Genomic DNA, 19,675 nt, shown 5'->3' with positions numbered 1-19,675 from the left:
ACATATGAGTGAATTTAAAAAGAATCCAATTGCGACAGATGAAGATTATTTCAAACTATCAGATAACGTTTATAATAATGATTTTTTACATGAAAAGGCAAAAATCAAAGGATCTAATGGTCAAGAATGGAAAGTTATAGAAACGTTTAATGCAGATAAAGAAAAGGTAAAAAATGGATTACAAGCAATCGCTGTAGTGCCTGCAGATGAGTATAAACCAAATAAAAAACATTATGACAATGTAATCGTTGCATTCCGTGGTACTGAATTTGATAGATTCGATGGAGATAAAACTACAGATGTAGTTCAAATTACACTTGGACAGAAAAAGAACCTTGGTGTAGCAGGCGGAAAGTTAGCGACATCATTTGATAGTGCATTAGAATTTACAGAAAAAATTAAGAAAACATATAAACCAACTTCTATTCACACTACCGGACATAGTAAGGGAGCTGCGGAGGCTCAATATGTAGCAGCAGAAATGGATTGTTATGCAACAACATATGCTGCACCAAATATTTATAGATTACTAAGTGATAAAGCAAAAAAACGAGTAGATGAAGGCGTAATGGAAAATAAAGTAGTAGATTATACTCATAAAAAAGATGCTGTAGGAAATTTCGATCAATTTGGAGCACCTATGATTGGTAAACAATTTACAACGAAAAGTAATGGAACAGATAGTGTTCTCGCAGCGGTATTTATGGGACAACATCCAATGTCAACTTTTGGAGACATGTTCCACAATAATGGTAGTGTTCGACTAGAATTAGAACCAGATGATATCATTCGTCATGCAAAAGAGATACAAAAAATAAGTGATATATTATCTGATATTATTAGAAATATAGAAAGATTTCAACAACAAGAAGAGGAGGAAGTTGCGAAATTAAAGAGTCAATTGAAGCATGAGACAGGCCCTGGAGGAAAATATCATCTATTAGAAGAACATGAAGTAGATGAGGCAATTAGAGAGGTTGCGAAAATATCCCAAAATGGAAAAGATTATTTTCATGATGTACAACTAGCAGAAGAACTAATTCATCTTTTACGGAAAAAACAAAAAGAATTGATTCATTTTGGAGATGATATTGCTTATGCAGCCAATTCGTTACGAGATAAAGATAATCAATTAGGGACAAATTTTGAAGGGCTGGCGGTGAGATAATACGATGGATTTTATAGGGGAAATTCAAAAAATAGAGAAAGAAATAGAGAAAGCTGCTGTAGGTACAGTTGGAACTATTATGGATGAGTTGCAAGCTGTTAAAAAGCAATTAGAAAAAGAAATGCAACAATCATTTTTAAAAACTGATGTAGCATTCAAAACAAATAGCATAGTAACAAGTCAAAAACATGCCATTCAAAAAAATAAAGAAGCCTTTCATGATGTATGCAAAAGTTTATCTGAACAAGGAATTGAATTAAACAAAAGTTTTGAAAGTAAAACGGGTAATGCAATAAAAGAAACATTACATAAACATCTCGATCAAATTCGGAATGAAATGATTTCTAAACAATATGATTTAATTAATAGTTGTGGAAAGAAATAAAAAAATAAAGAATTGCTATTATTATTTTAATCTATATGCATACAAAAAAGTCTTCTTATGTAGGACTTTTTTGTTATTTCGAATGTAAACTTTTTATTATTAGTTTACATTCAAAACACTGTAAATAAAGATGTTAAAAATCCGTGAACAAAAAACAACATCTCATTGATGTCCAATCCATCCGTAGCAAAAAACAAATCGAAGATATGAAGTGGGCTCTTAAACGTCATTGCTCCAAACGAGATTATATTCTGTTCCTATCTACTCCCTCTCATAATTAAGTATGAGAATTATTCATTTTTAACCATTAAATTTTATAAAAAAATCCTCTATGAATGATAATTCATAGAGGGTAACATAACACACAATTATCAATATTTTTATTTATCTTCTATATTTTTAAGATAATTATCTAAAAACTTTTTATCAACTTCATTATCTGGTAAAATACCTAGGTTTTTATACATCCATATTATTTGTCTATCCATACCTCCTATTTATGAAGATAAAATATCTTCATAATTATATTCTATTTTGAACTTACCAGAATTATCTATTGTTAAAGTCAAATTCGTCCATAATTCCTGTTCGTTTTTTCTAAATTCTTCACGCAATTCTTCAAATTTATCAAATAGCTCAAATAGTAATTCTTTATAAATTTTTCTATCAACATTATAAACTTTTGGGATATCATTTGAATAAATGAATTCTTCTTTAGTAGGGATAGAAAAGTAGAAAAATACTTCTGTTGAGTCATTTAATACTTCTGCATATAGATAAATTTTTTCCCAATCACCTGGGATAATCTCATCAACCCTTGTTCCTATTTCTTGATAGATGATTTCCATTTCTTTTGTTTCCACGGTTTAACCCCCATTTTGATTTTTTATTCGCATTAATTTTTCTATACCATTAATTTCATATTCTATATCAAATGATATTGGCCGTATATTATCCCCTGCATATTTAGGTTCTATTTTTACTTTCACAGTTTTACCATCAGCTAAAGCTTTTGCCCACTCCTGTTCAAGACTATACCATTTACCACCAGAACGATTTATTTGTGAATTCATTGCTACTAAATTATCAATATCACCAGATCCCTCAAACATACTTGCGATTAAATGACCTCCATCATCATCTTGAAATCTATCATTTCTTCCATTTGGTCCATTTTGCCCAGCTTTTCGTTGTGCATAAGGATTTCTTTTAGCATCTCCTGTTTTTAATTCTCCTTCTACACTGGTAATGCGCCTCTCACTATCAGTTTTATAAGTATGACCTGATGATGATGTATACTCTACATCTGGCGCAAGTACTTTTCTGCGTTTAACTCTTTCATAATGATCTCCATCAACTTAAAAATTTAATAGTGTCCTCAAAACGAAATTTTGTGTTAACTTGTAACAAAAAAAAAGAGGAGTCATCTCCTCTTAATAAATAAACACTATTTAATTTGTTCCTTATACTCATGGTTAACAAGTACATACCATTTTCCTGTATCAAATTTTTCTTTATTAATCACGTAAACTTTATTTTGTCTCTTTACCTCCCCTGGTTTTAATTCCTTAGTAATAGTAGAGGTCTCACCTTTTTCAACCTCATAACTACTAGTTGCCCACACATCACTTTGGTAAGCATTATCATTTTCATCCACTAAATCCACTGATGGTAAAACAGCTAATTTCATCGATTCGTTTGTGATGTTTTTCCCTTCTACTTCTACAACAATAAAGACATGTCCATTTTCAGGTTCTTGGATTCCTATACTTTCTTTACCAACCTTATCTCTTTCTACAACTCTTTTTACAGTTACATCAAATTTAGGTGTATGAAAATCCTTGTTTACAGCATACTCTTTTTCTTTTACTTTTGATTTCTCTTTTGTTTGTTCTGTATTTTTCTGCTTTGCATTCTCTTTCGGTTTCGCCTCATCAGTTGTTTGCACTTTCTTTTCTTCTTGTTTAGAATTGGTTTCTTTAGATTCTGAAGAAGTTTTGTCGGATGTGTTGCCGCAACCAGATAAATTGAATACTAAAGCGCCCCCTAAAATACATGTAGTAAATTTTTTCAACATCTCTTTTTATCCCCCAATAACACGATATATAAATTCCTTACTTATCATAGCAAAAAATACGATCTTAAATTGTTGTATTTTGTCGAATGATTAAGAATAATCAATCGTTTTTATTGCATATAAAAAACATGATCTTGATGTAGTACCAAGATCATGTTTTACGTTGATGTTATTTATAAAATACTTTATCCACATTATACTTCGCTTGAAATTCGTTAATCATATATGTTTCGTAAATTTCTCTTTCCATCGGATCTTCTACAATACATACATCAATACAACACACTTCATCACGATGATTTTTAATTGGTGATACATTATCTTCAAAATGCTTTTTAATACGTTGTCTTACTTTACATGCTTTCCCAACAAAAAGAAGTTCGTCATTAAAATCATAGTTAAAAAATAAGGGGAATTATATGATAGGAGATGCAAATATAGACAGTCGCTGACCATTAGTCTACAACTAATCCCACACCCCCACACAAAAGAAAAAAGCACCAGGTCCCCCCAGTGCTTTCCCCAAACTCTAAAACAAATGACAAGCCACCTCATGCCCCTTCGCAATCTCGACCATCTTCGGTACTTCCTGCTCGCATTTTTCAGTGGCGAATTTGCAGCGCGTTCTGAATTTACAGCCGGATGGTGAGTTTAGTGGGCTTGGTACTTCCCCTTGCAGAATGATCCGTTCTTTGCCTGTGTTTGTTGGATCTGGTTCTGGCATGGATGAGAGTAGTGCTTGTGTGTATGGATGTGCCGGTTTTGTGTATAGGTCTTCGCTGTCGGCAATTTCTACTATGTTTCCTAAGTACATGACTCCAATTCGGTCTGATATGTGTCTTACCATGGATAGGTCATGTGCGATGAATAAGTATGTGACGCCTGTTTCTTCTTGGATGTCTTGCAGCATGTTTACGACTTGTGCTTGGACTGAGACGTCTAGTGCTGAGATTGGTTCGTCACATAGGATGAAGTCTGGTTTTACAGATAGTGCGCGCGCTATGCTAATGCGCTGGCGCTGGCCTCCGCTAAATTCGTGCGGGTAGCGATATAGGTGTTCTTCTTTTAGTCCTACTTTTTTGAGCAGGTCTAGAATGATTTCTTTTCTTTCTTCCGCTGTGTAAGAGCCATGAATGTTCATCGGTTCGCTAATAATTTGGAATACGTTCATTGTCGGGTTTAATGATGCGTATGGGTCTTGGAAAATGATTTGCATTCGTTTTCTGTATTCTTTTAGTTCACTTTCCTTTAGGTCCGCGATATCTTTTCCGTCAAATAGGATGTTACCTGACGTTACATCGTGTAAGCGAATGATACTTCTTCCTGTCGTTGATTTCCCGCAGCCTGATTCTCCTACTAGTCCGAATGTTTCACCCTTTTTAATTGTGAAGCTTAGGTCATCGACTGCTTTTAATTGCTCTGTTTTTCTGCCGAATAGTCCTTTTTTAATAGGAAAATACTTTTTTAAGTTCCGAACTTCAATTAAGTTTTCTTCATGCATGGGAATCACCTACTATTTCATCGTTTAACCAGCACATAGAGCGTCTTCCGTTTCCGATTTCAAAATATGGTGGACGTTCTTTTTCACAAATGTCCATTTTATGTGGGCAACGCTCTGCGAATGGGCAACCTTTCGGCGGGTGTAGTAAGTTGGGCGTTACACCTTGAATTGGTGCTAGTCTTTCTTTTACTCCGTTCGATATTTTTGGCAGAGAGTTTAATAGCCCTTTCGTATATGGATGGTTCGGCGATTGGAATATATCAAGTACATGCCCTTCTTCCATAATAAGCCCGCCGTACATAACGATGACGCGTGTACAGTTTTGCGCAACAATTCCAAGATCATGTGTGATAAGAAGTAACGACATATTCGTTTCGTTTTTTAAGTTTTTCATTAAATCTAGTATTTGCGCTTGTATCGTTACATCAAGTGCTGTCGTCGGTTCGTCCGCAATGAGAAGGTCTGGGTTACAAGACATTGCCATTGCGATCATAACCCGCTGCTTCATACCGCCGCTTAGTTCATGCGGATATTGTTTTACCCTTTCTTCCGGTGAAGAAAGACCAACTTGTTTTAGTAAGTTGACCGCGATATTTTGTGCTTCTTTCTTTTTCACTTTTTGATGCCGAATAATTACTTCCGTCATTTGCTTACCAATTTTCACAACTGGGTTTAATGCCGACATTGGATCTTGAGATATGAGTGAAATTTGATTTCCTCTAATAGAACGCAATTCTTTCTCCGATTTAGAAAGCACGTTTTCGTTTTGAAAAAGAATCTCTCCTTCTTTCACTTTCCCTGGCGACGTAACGAGGGCCATAACGGATTTCGCCATAACGCTCTTTCCGCTTCCCGATTCGCCAACAATCCCAACAACTTCACCCTTTTTCAAGCTAAATGAAACGCCGCGAACCGCTTCTACTTCGCCGTCTTCTATGAAAAAAGAAGTCTTTAAGTTTTTCACTTCTAATAGTTTTTCAGACACGCTTTTCACTCCCCCTCACTTAAAGCATTAGTTCTCATGATGAGCCCCTTTTGGCGCGAAAGCTTTTTTCAACGCTTCACCGATTACGTTAAAACTTAGTACAGTTAATAAAATAAGGAACCCCGGGAAGAGTGTTAAATACCAGGCTTCACCTATATATCCTTGCGCATTATTTAGCATGCTGCCCCAAGAAGAATCTGGTTCTCTAATACCTAATCCTAAGAAGCTAAGTGATGATTCCATTAAAATCGATGTCGCAATTGTTAATGTCGCTGCGATTATAATGGTTGATAAAATGTTCGGAATGATGTGTCTTACAATAATCATCAATGATTTTTGTCCCGACACTTTTGCGTATAAAACGTACTCACGCTCTTTTACAGATAACGTTTCTGCCCTTACAATGCGGGCGGTGTCCATCCATGTTAGTAATCCGATAATAAGAACAAGCGTTGTAATTCCTGGTTTTAAGTAAGCATTTAATAGTAGCATTAAGAAGAATGATGGAATCGACATAAGAACTTCAACAATTCGCATTAAGAAGTTGTCTAACTTTCCGCCAAAATATCCGCTAATTGTTCCTACTGCGGTCCCGATTGTAATGGAAACAACCATCGCTAGAAAACCAACCGCAAGGGAAACTCGTCCGCCATATAACGCTCTCGTTAAATAATCCCTTCCGTAATCATCCGTGCCAAACGGATGACTTAAACTCGGTTCTTGTAAACGATCTGGAATCGACATTTTACTAGGATCGTACGGTGATACGAATGCGAAAAGAGACGCGATTGTTAAAACACCCAGTATAATAACTCCCATTACTACAAACTTATTTTTCGTAAAACTATTTTTTATCGTTTGAAATCTCCTATTGTTCATTCCAAATCACCCCCTCATTCGAATGCGCGGATCTACTACGCCATATAAAATATCAGCAATTAAATTACCGAGAATTAACATGAACGATGATAATAATGTGATTGCCATAATAATTGGATAATCAAATCTAAAAATAGCATTTACCCCGAGTGAACCAAGTCCCGGCCATGAGAATACTGTTTCCGTAATGAACGCTCCGCCTACTAAACTTGGAATGGATAATCCGAAGATTGTAATGATCGGTATTAATACGTTTCGAAGTACGTGATTAAATAAAACTGTTTTCTGTGAAGCACCGTACGCATATTGAATTTGTACGTAATCTTCCTCTAATTGCTGAATTGTACTTGAGCGAATATATCTCATATAGACAGAGATGTTTTGGAACGCTAGCACCATGCAAGGTAAAATACCGTGCTGGACAATATCCCAGAAGGAATCTTGACCGACTGTGCGCATACCCATACTCGGAAGCATGTTCAATTTTAAAGAGAATAAATAGATTAATAGTAACGCGAACCAAAAGACTGGCATTGAGATTCCCACATAGGAGATGAAGTTCACAATGCGGTCAAAGAACGAGTTCTTTTTCACACCTGTAAATAATCCAAGCGGTATTGCGATTACAAATGAGACGAGTAAAGATGATCCCATTAACCCGATTGTTGCAGGTAATCTTTCTGTAATAAGTTCTAAAACAGGACGATGGTTTTGAAGTGAGTATCCAAAATTCCCTGTTAAAATATTTTTTAACCATAAAAAATATTGCACGTAAATCGGCTGATCTAGTCCTAAACTTTTGCGAATACGCTCGACATCAATTGGACTCATATTCGGCGTTACAAAGTTTCGAACGGGATCGCCCGGCGCTAGTTTTATTAATAGAAAAGAAATAATAGAAATAACAAATAAAAGCGGAATCGCATTTAAAAGCCTCTTTGCAATTACTTTATACACAAACTTCCCCCCTCAAGATAAAGTGAAACTTTAATCAGTGGGGGTTTTGTCCATCCCCACTGATTATTAGCCCGTTAAAGCGGGATAAAGAAGCTGATTTCCACCAGCTTCTTTACAGTTTCTTATTTCACTTCATAAATTTTCGATAGATTTTCAAACATTGTAACTGGAATTGCTTTTGCTTCTTTTAACCCATCAAACTTTTTATCTACTGCAATAACTGCTTTCGGATATGCGATTGGTAGATAAGGTAAGTCTTCTCTCGCTGTATCTTGGATTTTATGGTATAGCTCTGCGCGTTTTGTTTTATCTGTTTCAACCGCAGCTTCTTCCCATAACTTATCAAAGTCAGCATTTTTATAACGTGCATAATTGTATTCCGCATTGCTTAAGAATAAGCTCTTATATGAATCTGGCTCTGGTCCCATTATGTAACCACCAAATGTAATGTCATATTCTTTATTCTCTTTATCTAAGCCTTTTTCACTTGCTGCACTAGCATCTAATGCATTCAGTTCAACTTGTAAGCCAACTTCTTGTAATTTTTGCTGTGTATAAAGTGCTAGACTTTCCATGATTTTATTATTCGTTACATACATAACGCGGATTTTTTCTTTATCTTTCACACCAGCTTTTGCTAATAAATCTTTCGCTTCTTTTTGATCATACTCATACTCTTTAATATCTTTCGCATAATACATAGCGTCTGGCGTTAAGATTGAATTTGCCGGTTCTGCAAATTGACTAGAAACGAACGCTGAGTTAATCATTTCTTTCTTATCTAATGCATGCGCAATTGCTTGGCGCACTTCTTTTTTCTTCATAAGATCTGTATTAAAGTTATAAGCTAAGTAGAATAATCTACCTTCAGGGAATGTGACCATTGAGAAGTTCCCAGTGCTATCTAATTTCTTAAAGTCTTGCGGTTCGATCATCTTCATATTAATTTGACCATTTTGCAATGAAACGTTTGCTGTATTACGGTCTTTTACAACGCGGTACACGACAGAATCTAATTTCGCTTTACCAGCAAAATAATCATCGAATCGCTCTAACGCAACATATTCATCTGATTTAAACTCTTTTAACTTAAATGGACCTGATCCTACAGGTTGTAGGTTTTTCTTACTCTTCACTAAATCTGCTTCACCTTCAAATACATGTTTCGGAATTGGGAAGAAATCGTTCATAACCCCTTCGAAAGATGCACTTACTTGTGGTAATACAAATTGAGTCGTTAGCTCATCCACTTTTTTCACCTCAAGCGGCTTTCCTTTAAAAATAAAGTTTTCACGGCTTGAACTATTTTGCTTCTCATCTAGAATAGATTTGAATGTAAATACAATATCATCTGATGTAATTTTCTTACCATCATGCCATTTCAAATTATCCTTTAATTTTAAAGTCCATGTTAATTGATCCTCTGAAGGCGTAAAGCTCTCAGCAAGAACAAACTTTTTCTTACCGTCTTCCATATGATACAGCGGTGCATATAAAGCTTGCTGTATCGTTAATGACACTCGATCATTCGCATAAAGCGGGTTCATCGTATCTGGATTATCACTAACACCAACTGTTAACGTTCCTCCATCTTTCGGAGTCCCTGATTTACTAGTTCCTGCTTGCTTCGAAGAATCTTTCTCCCCTGAGCAAGCCGCTAATGCAATAAGTAATAGTAGGACAAATGGTAATGCAAACAACTTCTTCTTCATATTTCGACCCCTCTCGACTATTTACACCTATAAGAAAACTCGGAATTAATACCGAGTTTTCTTATAGGTTTTAAATTACCACTACCCGTATGTATTGTCAAACTTTTTCGCAAAGATAGACAGTTTGAAATCTATTAATGAATTCTTGCGATAAACTATATTTATGCGGGGGGTAAAATAAAAAGACCACGAATAGGTAGCCTCGTAAAATGAGTTGAAAAACTAGCAGTCTACAGAAAGTTTCTCTGAAATCGTTGTTATATATAATTGAAAATGTAGAATGAGATTAAAGATAAAAAAACATTTTTAGGAGGTTATCATGACGTTTGATGAATTGAAAAAAAACAAACCAACAACCCCATGGGTTGAGCATGATGAAGATGGGGAATTTTTCACTGAAGAAAATATAAGTGCAACAAATAAAGTTCTCGACACTTACATTAACAATTTAGAGCTATTGGGAGAGAATCCAACCGAAGTCGAAATAATGCAAGTCGTTAAAGAAGTAGTTGTTAATATAAATGAATTAAATGACGAACATGACTATTTTATCGAAACAATGGAAAGAGAAGATCTCTATGAATTTATCGATACAGCAGCACGAATAGCTGGCTTAGAATCCGAAGAAGACATAACAGAAGAATGGCGAGAATGGTAAAAAAGCTGCATACTTGGTGTCTAAATTGACTCCTTCATAAAACTTTGTCCCTTATTCTCCAATTGGAAAATAAGGGACAAATGAAGACAACTCCAATAGAGTCAAATACTGATATATATTAGAAATTTTATCATATTAATAATATGATTAGATGTTTTTCTAAGTTCTTCTTCTCTAACTAAAATTAACCTATTTCCCAAACTCATTTCTCTAATCAATTACCAAGGCGTTTTGAACATAAATATCTTATATTCTTTAAGCTGTATATCTTTAGAGTATTAAATAAACAGAAAAATAGCCGACTCTTTGTATAAAAATCGGCTACTTTCTTATCATTCAATATCTCTCTTGCGAAGGAGTTCAACAACTGCTTATGAACGTCATTTAACCCCTAGCTTTTGCATTGCATTTGAAGTGCAAAAGCTCATTATAAACAAAAAAACACCACAATCTCAACACACTTTCATATACAAAAATATTTGAATCGCCAAACAGAGTAACTTATCCCCCAAATTAAAAAGACCACCCAAAGGCAGCCTCACAACTGAATCGTAGTACCCACTCCACACTCCACCGCTTTTTCATACAAATACTTCGCAACAATTATATCTACTACTGCTAAACCTACTGATTTGAAAATAGTAATCTCTTCATCATTCTCCCTACCAGCCTTTTCCCCGCTTATAATCTGACCAAGTTCGGCGTGGATGTCGCTCGCTTCAAATAATCCTTCTTTTATAGGAACTTGAAGGTCACCCGTTTCTTCGAGTGCTGCTTCTTTTGATTCGACTACTACTTTGTTTGCGTTAGCGATGGCGTGAGATGGTAGTTCTTGCATGCTCGGTCTGAATGAACCGACGGCGTTTATGTGGACGCCTTTTTGTAGTTTTTCTGAGAAGACTGGTGTGGATGCATTCGTTGTTGTGACGATGATGTCTGCTTCGCTTATTGCTTCATTTGGATCCCTGTAGACGTAAGCCGGTTTATTGAATTTCTCTTGTATATATTGCGCGAATGCATAGGCTTTTTCTTCCGTTCGGTTGTATAAAATTACTTTTTCGATATCTCTAACCGCGAATACAGCTTCTGCAATTCCTTTCGCTTGTTCACCGGTACCGATAATGCATAAGTTTTTTGCGTTATGACGAGCTAAATGTTTTGTCGCTACTCCTGACAAGGCGCCTGTTCGGATCATCGTTAAGTACGATCCTTCTAAAAGTGCGATTGGTTCTCCCGTTTGAAAGTCTGATAGCATAACAATTCCGTTTATCGTTTTCTTTCCTACCTTTTTATTATGAGGAGCTACCGTTACTACTTTTAAACCGAGCGCTTCAAGCCCTTCCGCTACTGAAGGCATAATTAACGCAGTATTTTGCCCGTTCGCAAATGGTAATGAGCCGCGAATTGGTGTGATCGTTCTTTCTGCTGAAAATTCTTTTAAAGCAAGCGCCGCGTATTCAATGACTTCCTTCATATTTACTAAGTTTCGTTGTTCGTTCGCGCTTATGACTAGCATATCTTTCCACCTCCTCCTCTTATCCTAACAAAAATCCCCGATTCAAATCATCCCTCGGATCTACAACGAACTGATGAAATCCTGTAATAAATGCATTCCCCGTTACTTTCGGAACGACAGCTTCATATGTATCTACCGCTGTTACCGACAATACTTCTCCCTCAAATTGGCCGTCAGTAATGCATTCGTGGATGAACATCTCTCTTTTTTGTAAGGCATCTTTTTCAAAAAGAGTTGCGATTCTTGCGGATGTTCCTGTACCGCAAGGGGAACGGTCTACTTGCCCATCAGCAAAGATCGTTACATTTCGTAAAGTAGCGTCTTTTCCTTTCGGTTCATCTGAGAAAATAACGCCGTATATTCCTTTTAAATCTTCTTCAAGTGGATGTTTTACTTCCATTTGACTTTCAATGTAGTGTTTAATTTTACCGCCCCACGTTTGAATTGCAGCTAAATCTTTAAAATCGACTTTCAAACCAAACTCTTTACTATCCACTACAGCGTAGAATGCTCCGCCAAACGCGATATCTACTTGAAATTCATAGTCATCTATTTTGATAGGAACGTCTTTTTTGTATACAAACGAAGGAACGTTTTCAAATGATACTGACTCTACTTCGCTCCCGTCAAATGTTGCGTACGCAATGACTTCCCCAGCAGGGCTATCAATAATGAATTTTTGTTTTTCACCTGTCACTTCAAACATACCAGTTTCAATTCCTACTGTAATAACAGCGATAATTCCGTGACCACACATCGTACTCCAGCCTTCATTGTGCATAAATAATACGCCAAAATCAGCATGAGGACTTGCGGGCGGAGTAATGATACAACCGTACATGCCGTGATGTCCTCTCGGTTCATACATAAGAATTTCGCGAAGATGGTCCAAATGTTCCATACAGTATGCACGTCTTTCTAACTGCGTTTCCCCTTTAATTTCTGGCACTCCGCCCGTAATAATTCGAAGTGGTTCCCCAGCTACGTGCGCATCAATTGTTGTGTATATTTTACTAACCTTCATTCCTATCTCTCCCCTATATGTTAATACTATTTTCATTGCAAGTATCATGCCAACGCATAGAGTATAAAGTGAAACTTTAATCAGTCGGAGGGTCTTCATCCCCCACTGATTATTAGCCCACACCAATCGGGCTTTTACGGGCAGCCCGACCCACACCTAAATCCTTTGCTTTCGCTGAATTTTGAGGTGGGGGTCTTACTGCCCACAAATAGCGGGGTAAATCTGTATACATTTTTTAAAAAATACACACTACTGTCTATTTTTTTATACAGTAGGTGATTATTAACCCCCAAACAAAAAGATCCCCCGAAAACTCAGGGGGTGATTTAAGCCATAGCTTTGCGGGATTTGAGTTGAAAATCGAATTTATTCTTCACTCTCCAAGCTTTCCCACTCACTCAAATACATGACGTCTTGTTTTACTTTTTTCTTTTCAGGAAGTAAACATAGAAATTCTAAAGAATTGCCGTCAGGATCATAAAAATAAAGATTTGCACTAGGTGTCCAAGTTTGAACCATAGGCTCGGAAGGTTCAAGACCGAAAGCAGCCCTTGGGTTTATTCCTTTATTAAGAAGCCATTCTCTTGCATGAATGATTTCTTCATAGTTAACCTTGAATGCGAAGTGACTTGTATGGAATGCTTCTTCCGATACTTCCCAAATGCCCAGCATTTGTTCCTTCTTATTTTCTTTATCAAACCAAAAGAAAGCTACACGGCGTTCTTCAATAGTGCGAGCATGAAATAATCCAAGTTTAGTATAAAACTCTTTTGCCACTTCTAAATTTTTTGTTTTAACATGTGTTTCATATAAAGTACCTGGAAACAAAGCATCTCCCTCCTTTATATTTTTAGAAATCCTTACTATAAAGCCTACTTTAATAAACTAGAAATAGAAGTGATATCGTATTTTCTTTAAATATTTTTCAATTTCGTAGCCCTAATGCTGAAGAAAAACCATCACTGATTAAAGTTTTACTTTATGAGAAGGGGTTCTTCAAATTCATGATTTACGGTAATATTACGCTTCAAAACGAGGCGGATTTATGACTCAAATCACCCTGACCCATCAAACCCTAACCGCCACCACATCTGGCACTTGCTTAGCAATCTCCTCACCAATCTTTATACTAGCCGTTGCGGCCGGGGATGGTGCGTTGCAAATATGCAGAGAGTTTATGCCAGGGATAATACAGAAGTCATCAACCATATTTCCGTTCGATAAGATGGCTTGTGCCCTTACACCTGCATGGGTTGGCACGATATCTTTTTCTGTAAGTTCTGGTATTAGGTGCTGCAAGCTTTTTAGGAATGATTGTTTACTGAATGAGCGCACCATTTCTTTTATGCCTTCTTTCATATTTGGCATCGCCATTTTCCAAAATCCTGTGTATGTCATTGTTTCCATGAAGTCTTTCATATCAAAGTCTGTTTTCGTATAGCCTTCTCGCTTAAAGCTTAATACTGCGTTTGGTCCTGCATGTACGTCTCCGTTTATCATTCTTGTGAAATGAACACCTAGAAACGGGAATTCTGGATTTGGAACTGGATAGATTAAATGTTTTACGAGATGGCGTTTTTCTGGGACAAGTTCGTAATATTCACCACGAAACGGAACGATTTTCATATCCGTTAATATCCCTGTCTTTTTCGCAATGCGATCACTATGTAAGCCGGCGCAGTTAATGAGAAATTTCGTTTTAAATATCCCTTGATTCGTCTCAATTGTTACAGCGTCTTTCTTCTCAGTAATACGCTCTGCGGCTGTTCCTAAATGTACTTCTCCCCCGCTTTCCTGAATCAAACGAGCAAATGCATAACTTACTCCTTTATAATCAGCAATCCCGCAAGATGGAACACGGATTGCGCCAAGTCCCTTTACATGAGGTTCAATTTCAGCTAATTCTTCCTTATCTATTTTTGAAATATGTAAATCGTTTTGTAGGCCTCTTTCATATAAGTTATGTAAAAGAGGAAGTTCGTCCTTTTCTGTAGCGACAATTACTTTTCCGCACATGTCATAAGCGATGTCATTTTCTTTACAAAATTGAACCATAGCTGCGTTTCCTTCTTTGGCAAACTTCGCTTTATAACTCCCTGGTTTATAATAAATTCCAGAGTGAATTACTCCGCTATTATGTCCAGTTTGATGATGTGCAAGTTCCTTTTCTTTTTCAATGATCGCGATTTTCGCACGAGGGAATTTTTTCGTTAACGCCATTCCAGTTGAAAGGCCAACAATTCCTCCGCCAATAATTATAAAGTTATACATCCTACTTCCCCCTTAATATGATGAAAGGCAGGTCTTTTTTAAGACCCGCCGTACAAACTTATTTAGAAAAACAACCACGTTGACGCATTAGTTCTCTATATAAATCTTTATTTTTCTCAAACGCAGCTCTTCCGTGCATCCAAAATAAGTTGTTTAAAAGAACTAAGTCACCAATTGGTAATTTCAATGCATGTGTTGCTGGTGAGTTTTCAACAGAATATGATAAGTCTTTCAGATAGTTTGCTTGTTCAATATTATCTGGATAAGCGAACTGATCAATAAAGCAAATACATGGTGCGTTATTCACATCAAAAAACGTTTCACGATAGACGATTTCTTGCGCATTTTTACTTGGTGGCGCTTTATACGTAACCTTAACAGATGCGAGCGAATGATTTCTAAATTTATGAAGGTCTTCCCAATCGTCTAAATGTAGTAAACGGGATTCCCCTCCTACTGCATTTTGCTCTTCAATTTTCATCATAAGAAGCCAATCTGTCGGCTCATCAACGAATGTACCGTCTGTATGCAGTGTAAACAATCGGTACGCTTGACGAAGGTAAGAATCACTACTATCCGTATCTTTCACATTAAACCTAGCATAATACGTTCCTGTCATTGCATCAAAGTTTGGCTCCCCGATTAAATGTGTTAATGCTGTTGCAAATTTCACGTAGTCTGCTGGATCTGACGTTTCACCTTGTACCCCAATTGTAAATCCGCCCGTTTCACGGTTATGAACAATGCCGCGAATGTTATCCATAAATGATTGCCCAAAAATCTTTCTCATTCCATCCGCAAGATTAAACCGAGAATAAGGAATGTATTGTAATGACTGCTCTGAATGCTCTTTTACCTCTTCAAAAAACTGCTTAAGCAATTGCTGGTTTAGCGTAATATGATATAAACGTTTATGCTCTGGATGAGGAGCAATTTCATACCCCTCATATTTCTTTGCAAATTTTATCTTTGCATTTTTTTCGGTAATAATCGACATTTCAATTCCTCCCTAATTTAAATATGAAGAACGTATTGACGCTTTTTACAGACAGTTTTCCTTATCTTCTTATGCTGAGATTCGGTCTTACTGCCCTAACATCGAAAAAGCCAGTCATACGTATCCACGACATAAAATCGTAGAAACGTACAACTGGCTCATAATTACGAGTGTTCTTTAATCTCTTAAAGTACAATAATAATAGACAGTTTGTATGAAAATATTTGTAAAACAGGAAAGCAAGATCGAATATAGAGAAGGCTAATTTCTCGTATGGATCTTATTAATTAAATAATAATTCAAAATATTCTAACTGTCAATTCGTTTTTTATTATTTTCTCTACATACTTTATACGTTTTAAAAATCCCCTTACTTTCTACGCACCCTCTTTTTTTCATCTCTTGTTTTACAACTTACACTTCATTTAACTTTTTCATAGTTCTTGCCTCCTCAATAAAATAAGCCAGTCATATCTCTTTAAAAGAAATACAACTGGCTCTCGTTTATGGTTGTAAACTAGATAGTTTTTATGGTGTTGTTTCCTCGTACTCTCCCCTGGGCTGTTCATCATTTAAATAACTTACATATTGGCGATGTAAATCTTTCACCGCACTGACGATAGCATTTTGCGCTTTTCCTTGATAATGGTCCGTAATATCTTGAACGATTTCTTCAATACCATCTTGCAAACTATGTCCTCTCAACATTTGAGCGACGAAGTCTCTACCATGCTCTGTCGCAAGCGTACATGACGCTTCAATAATGACATGATATTTATGATCTGCCTCAATTGTAATTGTTAGTGTCTCGTACATACTGCGAACAGCCATCCCTTTCGGAAGTCTCGAATGTCCTGCCATAAAAAAAGTCCCTTTACGCATATTTCATCCTCCATTACTATGTTAAGAGCCAGAAAAACAATGTACACATTTGCATTGAATTTTACTACCCTTATCCTTATAGCTCGTACTTTTGCTAAAGAAGCTCAAGTGGAAAGAAGTTACTCTCTTCATTTTCAAACATAAATCTGGGCTTACAGCGAGGCTAATCACTGTCATCCGATAATAAGTTAATCATAATGAAAATAAACTGAATATTCAATATTAAACTCCGCGAATTTCATGAATAAACAAGAAAATTCTCTCGCCCAGGCACATATACTGTTCAAAAGAAAGAAGGAAGTGGTCTCATGTATTACGGAACGAAAGGCTGGTACGTAGCTGAACTAAAGAAATTAGGTGTTCGCTATCATGAAGGACGAAAACTAGAAAGTTACCGCGGACACGTATTACGCAATTTACTAATTGCACAACAAGAGAAGACGAAAGAAGAGTAATTTACTAACAAAACAACTCTCAAGATATATCGTCTATTCAACAAATCCCGTCAAATCTCCCATCTAAACTACCAACTAATCACACATTGATACAAACCAAAAAAAGGTCACCCACACAGGCATGCCCATCAACTTAAGAATTCAGAATCACCACAAAATGAAAAAATAAGCTTTTTTGTCACAAGTGTAGCTTTGTAAAAAAGATTGATTAAAAACATCAAACCTCTATAGATTTCTTAGAGGTTTGATGTTTTCTTGTTGGATATTTATGTTAATCTAACGATAAACATTGTGAAGAAATGTACTTCAACTAACGGGGCAGGTTAGTTGAAGATTGCTTTGACCTTTGTTCAACAATTGAGCCATTTAGTTGAAGATCTCATCAAATAAGTAATGATATTTAAAGGAATAATTCATTCTGATAAAGAACATTAAAAAACGTGATGATAAGGAGGCGATTGTATGGCAAATCATGTAGAAAATCTATATAACTATCATGTATGGGCAAATCAACGGATTATTGATCATCTTAAGACACTTTCTCCTGAGAAATATCAAAAGGAAATGAAAAGTGTCTTTTCTTCTGTTTCAAAGGTTTTATCTCATCTCTATTTGGTGGAATATGGATGGCTTCATACCCTTGAGGGTCAGAGTATGAATGAAGCAATGCAATCTTCATTTCAAATTCAAGAAAAGATTGAGAAACTGCCCATTGAAGACTTAGAAACGGAATTTCACACTTTAACATCCCGGTTTAAAACCTTTTTGAACAGACAGGAAGATATGGAAAAGAGAATAATGTTGGATAATCCATGGGCAGGATTAAGAGAAACAAGTATATCTGAAATGGTCTTACACGTTGTAAATCACGGAACCTATCACAGAGGGAATATTTCAGCTATGTTACATCAGTTGGGTGATTCTTCAGTTATGACTGATTATGCTTTTTATTGGTATTCTTGAAATGTTATTCATTAAGGCTCAGTAAAATAATCAAACTTTTTTATAAAAATCTCATACTTAGCTAAAAAGGGTAACTCCATTTTGATCAATCTTTATTCAAAATGGAGTTTTTGTATTTGTTGTTAAATAAAAAAGGATAATCAGCCTCATAATGGACTAACTATCCTATAATTTATTAATTTAATAAACGGGTGACCTTTCCTATTCACAAACAAGAATTTGTCTAGAAAATGATCCTTTTCTTGTGATACAGCGGTCTGTAATTTCAAATCCTGCTTCATGGATCATGTCGTCCATTGTTTCCATCGTGACAACGACTACCTTTTTTGCAATGCGGCGCGCACTTGAAAGAATGGAGAACTGGTCTTCTGGTGTTGCATGCGTAAATAAGTCGTAGGGCATATCGATAATTGCAACGTCGTAGTTCTCAGTAATTTCCTCGATTGGACCTTTTGTTACTGTTCCTTCAAACCCGAAATGTGCGATGTTTTTTCTCGTTCCAAGAACCACAAGTGGATTTATATCTCTACCAACGATGTTAATTCCCATAGAAAGTGCTTCTACTACTACTGTTCCAATTCCGCAGCACGGGTCAATCGCTCGTACTCCATCTGGGTTTGGTACAGCGATATTTGCGACAGCTCTAGCAACACGTGTGCTCAGTGATGTCGAATAGCTATGCGGTTTTTTTATGTGATGATACCAAACCGGATCACTTTCTACATAGTGTCCGAAGTACCAGCGTCCTCCAAGTGGAACAATCCCGAATACACGCTCTGGATTACGAACATCCGCTTCTCCTTCAATATGCATACCGAGGTCTCGTTCAATAAGGCGTCTTTCTCCATATTCAATTTTATTTTCTTTACCAAGATCATTGATTTTAACGAAGATAACTTTGAATGTCGCTCCCGCTAAATCAATTTGTTCCACTTGTTTTAAAATGCTTTCTAAGTCGTCCCCTTCATACATAACCTCGACGCGCTCTTTAATAAACGGACTTCTACTCGGAGCAATCTTGACTTCACTTTTTAAAATATTAACGTGAGACTCCATCCCAAAGAACGAGCGCATTTCCAAGTAACATAAAGCACGCTCCTCTTCGCGAAATGCATACGTATATATACATGCAGGTGTTTTACTATGATTACTCAATCTATTATCATCCTTTATCGTTTAAAATTGTTATGATCAAAATTACTCAAATACTTTTTTCATATAAAATTAAATGATATCATATGCCCG

General features: G+C 36.2%; 18 protein-coding genes and 4 pseudogenes. 6 read left to right on the top strand and 16 right to left on the bottom strand.

The features are described from left to right. Positions 1-4: 4 nt before the first annotated feature. From B5P42_RS00990 to B5P42_RS00980, 3 genes and pseudogenes are all read left to right on the top strand, one after another. Entirely contained in the window at positions 5-1,168 is a 1,164-nt protein-coding gene (locus B5P42_RS00990) for an alpha/beta hydrolase family protein (RefSeq protein WP_113733408.1), read from the top strand. A gap of 4 nt (positions 1,169-1,172) precedes the next feature. Continuing rightward, on the top strand, positions 1,173-1,553 hold the full coding sequence (locus tag B5P42_RS00985) for a hypothetical protein (RefSeq protein WP_002169044.1): 381 nt from the start codon (positions 1,173-1,175) through the stop codon (positions 1,551-1,553). A 143-nt stretch (positions 1,554-1,696) separates the two neighbouring features. Beyond that, positions 1,697-1,813, top strand: a pseudogene (locus tag B5P42_RS00980) (tyrosine-type recombinase/integrase); the annotation flags it as partial. 120 nt (positions 1,814-1,933) lie between these two features. Here the strand turns inward: B5P42_RS00980 and B5P42_RS00975 are convergent. The 9 genes and pseudogenes from B5P42_RS00975 to B5P42_RS00935 form a co-directional block, all read right to left on the bottom strand. After that, positions 1,934-2,416, bottom strand: a pseudogene (locus B5P42_RS00975) (antitoxin YezG family protein). A 3-nt stretch (positions 2,417-2,419) separates the two neighbouring features. Then, positions 2,420-2,845: pseudogene (locus tag B5P42_RS00970) on the bottom strand (DNA/RNA non-specific endonuclease); the annotation flags it as partial. A 155-nt stretch (positions 2,846-3,000) separates the two neighbouring features. Continuing rightward, positions 3,001-3,630 carry a DUF4352 domain-containing protein gene (locus tag B5P42_RS00965; protein ID WP_002188507.1) on the bottom strand — a complete coding sequence of 210 codons (630 nt, stop codon included), beginning with the start codon at positions 3,628-3,630 and terminating at the stop codon, positions 3,001-3,003. Positions 3,631-3,799: 169 nt separating this feature from the next. After that, positions 3,800-4,021: pseudogene (locus tag B5P42_RS00960) on the bottom strand (nucleotide excision repair endonuclease); the annotation flags it as partial. A gap of 138 nt (positions 4,022-4,159) precedes the next feature. Next, positions 4,160-5,131, bottom strand: coding sequence for an ABC transporter ATP-binding protein (locus tag B5P42_RS00955; RefSeq protein ID WP_113733407.1), 972 nt, complete (start codon positions 5,129-5,131; stop codon positions 4,160-4,162). After that, positions 5,124-6,116 (bottom strand): ABC transporter ATP-binding protein, encoded by a 993-nt coding sequence (locus B5P42_RS00950; RefSeq protein WP_001291125.1) that lies wholly within the window; start codon positions 6,114-6,116, stop codon positions 5,124-5,126. Before B5P42_RS00950 ends, B5P42_RS00955 begins: the two co-directional genes overlap by 8 nt. Before the next feature lie 27 nt (positions 6,117-6,143). Then, a complete protein-coding gene (locus tag B5P42_RS00945) occupies positions 6,144-6,995 on the bottom strand; it encodes an ABC transporter permease (RefSeq protein WP_002186601.1) in 852 nt (283 codons plus the stop codon). A gap of 6 nt (positions 6,996-7,001) precedes the next feature. Then, positions 7,002-7,952 carry an ABC transporter permease gene (locus tag B5P42_RS00940; protein ID WP_002035186.1) on the bottom strand — a complete coding sequence of 317 codons (951 nt, stop codon included), beginning with the start codon at positions 7,950-7,952 and terminating at the stop codon, positions 7,002-7,004. Between the two features lie 122 nt (positions 7,953-8,074). Then, positions 8,075-9,664, bottom strand: coding sequence for an ABC transporter substrate-binding protein (locus B5P42_RS00935; RefSeq protein WP_113733406.1), 1,590 nt, complete (start codon positions 9,662-9,664; stop codon positions 8,075-8,077). A gap of 319 nt (positions 9,665-9,983) precedes the next feature. On the opposite strand from B5P42_RS00935, the gene B5P42_RS00930 reads away from it, so the two are divergent. After that, the gene (locus B5P42_RS00930) at positions 9,984-10,322 is read left to right on the top strand and encodes a hypothetical protein (RefSeq protein WP_113733405.1); all 339 of its coding nucleotides are present in this window, start codon (positions 9,984-9,986) and stop codon (positions 10,320-10,322) included. 538 nt (positions 10,323-10,860) lie between these two features. On the opposite strand, the gene B5P42_RS00925 is transcribed toward B5P42_RS00930, so the two are convergent. The 6 genes from B5P42_RS00925 to B5P42_RS00900 all read right to left on the bottom strand — a co-directional run bounded on the left by B5P42_RS00925 (position 10,861) and on the right by B5P42_RS00900 (position 17,012). Next, positions 10,861-11,838 carry an ornithine cyclodeaminase family protein gene (locus B5P42_RS00925; RefSeq protein WP_113733404.1) on the bottom strand — a complete coding sequence of 326 codons (978 nt, stop codon included), beginning with the start codon at positions 11,836-11,838 and terminating at the stop codon, positions 10,861-10,863. 19 nt (positions 11,839-11,857) lie between these two features. Beyond that, positions 11,858-12,910 (bottom strand): proline racemase family protein, encoded by a 1,053-nt coding sequence (locus tag B5P42_RS00920; RefSeq protein WP_113733462.1) that lies wholly within the window; start codon positions 12,908-12,910, stop codon positions 11,858-11,860. 318 nt (positions 12,911-13,228) lie between these two features. Next, the gene (locus B5P42_RS00915; protein WP_002125581.1) at positions 13,229-13,690 is read right to left on the bottom strand and encodes a VOC family protein; all 462 of its coding nucleotides are present in this window, start codon (positions 13,688-13,690) and stop codon (positions 13,229-13,231) included. Positions 13,691-13,930: 240 nt separating this feature from the next. Continuing rightward, a complete protein-coding gene (gene lhgO / locus B5P42_RS00910) occupies positions 13,931-15,133 on the bottom strand; it encodes an L-2-hydroxyglutarate oxidase (RefSeq protein ID WP_113733403.1) in 1,203 nt (400 codons plus the stop codon). Between the two features lie 58 nt (positions 15,134-15,191). Then, positions 15,192-16,130 carry a glutarate dioxygenase GlaH gene (glaH, locus tag B5P42_RS00905; protein ID WP_113733402.1) on the bottom strand — a complete coding sequence of 313 codons (939 nt, stop codon included), beginning with the start codon at positions 16,128-16,130 and terminating at the stop codon, positions 15,192-15,194. Positions 16,131-16,658: 528 nt separating this feature from the next. Next, positions 16,659-17,012, bottom strand: coding sequence for a DUF3870 domain-containing protein (locus B5P42_RS00900; protein ID WP_001225455.1), 354 nt, complete (start codon positions 17,010-17,012; stop codon positions 16,659-16,661). Positions 17,013-17,320: 308 nt separating this feature from the next. Between B5P42_RS00900 and B5P42_RS00895 the strand changes: the two genes are divergently transcribed. Continuing rightward, positions 17,321-17,467 carry a YflJ family protein gene (locus B5P42_RS00895; protein WP_000291372.1) on the top strand — a complete coding sequence of 49 codons (147 nt, stop codon included), beginning with the start codon at positions 17,321-17,323 and terminating at the stop codon, positions 17,465-17,467. A 462-nt stretch (positions 17,468-17,929) separates the two neighbouring features. Continuing rightward, positions 17,930-18,430, top strand: coding sequence for a DinB family protein (locus tag B5P42_RS00890; protein WP_001273686.1), 501 nt, complete (start codon positions 17,930-17,932; stop codon positions 18,428-18,430). A 201-nt stretch (positions 18,431-18,631) separates the two neighbouring features. Here B5P42_RS00890 and B5P42_RS00885 read toward each other — a convergent pair whose 3' ends face one another. Further along, on the bottom strand, positions 18,632-19,585 hold the full coding sequence (locus B5P42_RS00885) for a TRM11 family SAM-dependent methyltransferase (protein ID WP_098318929.1): 954 nt from the start codon (positions 19,583-19,585) through the stop codon (positions 18,632-18,634). Positions 19,586-19,675 lie beyond the last annotated feature (90 nt).

This window comes from Bacillus sp. SRB_331 (assembly GCF_003264175.1).
In the GTDB taxonomy this organism is placed as follows: Bacteria; Bacillota; Bacilli; order Bacillales; family Bacillaceae_G; genus Bacillus_A; species Bacillus_A mycoides.
The sequence above is the reverse complement of the archived record's forward strand: the minus strand, read 5'-3'. Positions and strand labels throughout refer to the sequence as shown.